Genomic DNA, 1,047 nt, shown 5'->3' on the forward strand with positions numbered 1-1,047 from the left:
TGTTCGCCCCGACGATCACGGTCTTGCCGGCGAGGTCCTTGACGCCCTTGATCGTGGTGTCGTCCTTGCGGACCCCGACCGCGAGGCCGGAGGTGGAGGGTCAGCGCGACCCGATCACCCCGAAGTCACTCGTGCTCGGGCACCGAGGACGCCGACTGCGACGGCCGCGAGCAGAGCCCTGGCACGGCGGTGGTGGGGTGTGGCCGAACGTGTGTTCACGAGACTCCTTCAGCCAACCGTGCAGGGAGCGCCGTTCAGCGAGAAGCCGGTCGGCGGAGCGTCACTGACGCCCCACCGCCCCTGCACGCCGAAGGTCGCAGAGCCGTTTGGCGCGAGGACGCGGTTCCAGTCGACGTTGCGAGCGGTCACGACGGCCCCGGTCTGGCCGATCGTGGCGTTCCACCCCGAGGTGACCTGCTGGTCCCCCGGGAAGCTGAAGGTGACGATCCAGCCGTCGATCGGTGCCGTCCCGGCGTTGTGGACTGTCGCAGTCGCCACGAAACCGCCCGGCCACTCGGACTGGTTCCGGTAGGTCACCCGGCAGGTCGAGGGCGGCGGAGTGGTCGTCGCCGTGGGCAGGGTGACAGTGTTGGACGCGATCGACACGTTGCCCACCGCGTCCCGGGCCCTCACGTAGTACAGGTTGCGCAGCGGCACCGACGCAGGTAGCGGCGCCGTGTACGTGGTACCCGGCACGGTGGCGACCAGTTGCGAGGTGAACCAGCCGTCGAACCGGTAGACGTTGTAGCCGAGCACGCCGACGTTGTCCGTCGACGGCGACCAGGACAACGTGCCGGTCGAGGCGGTCACCTCGCCGACTGTCAGGTTCTGCGGCGCGCTCGGCGGGGTGGTGTCCGGGCCGGTGTCCGTCACCGGGGTGACCACTGTCAGCGCATTCGACCAGTTCGAGCGTTGCCCGAGGCTGTCCCGGGCGATCAATCGGAACGTGTACTGCTGGCCCGCCCCAAGGTAGCTGGTGATCGTGGTGCTGGTGACGGCCCCGACGCTGGCGCTGAAGACGATGTCGCCGAACTCCTGGTAGTACGT

General features: G+C 68.9%; 1 protein-coding gene. It reads right to left on the bottom strand.

Features of this window, described 5'->3' with window-relative positions; genetic code table 11:
* Window positions 1-228: 228 nt before the first annotated feature.
* Window positions 229-1,047, bottom strand: an 819-nt coding sequence (locus ABZ749_RS35605; RefSeq protein ID WP_357235863.1) for a cellulose binding domain-containing protein, incomplete at its 5' end; no start/stop codon positions are given.

The organism is Micromonospora sp. NPDC047753 (assembly GCF_040642735.1).
In the GTDB taxonomy this organism is placed as follows: domain Bacteria; phylum Actinomycetota; class Actinomycetes; order Mycobacteriales; family Micromonosporaceae; genus Micromonospora.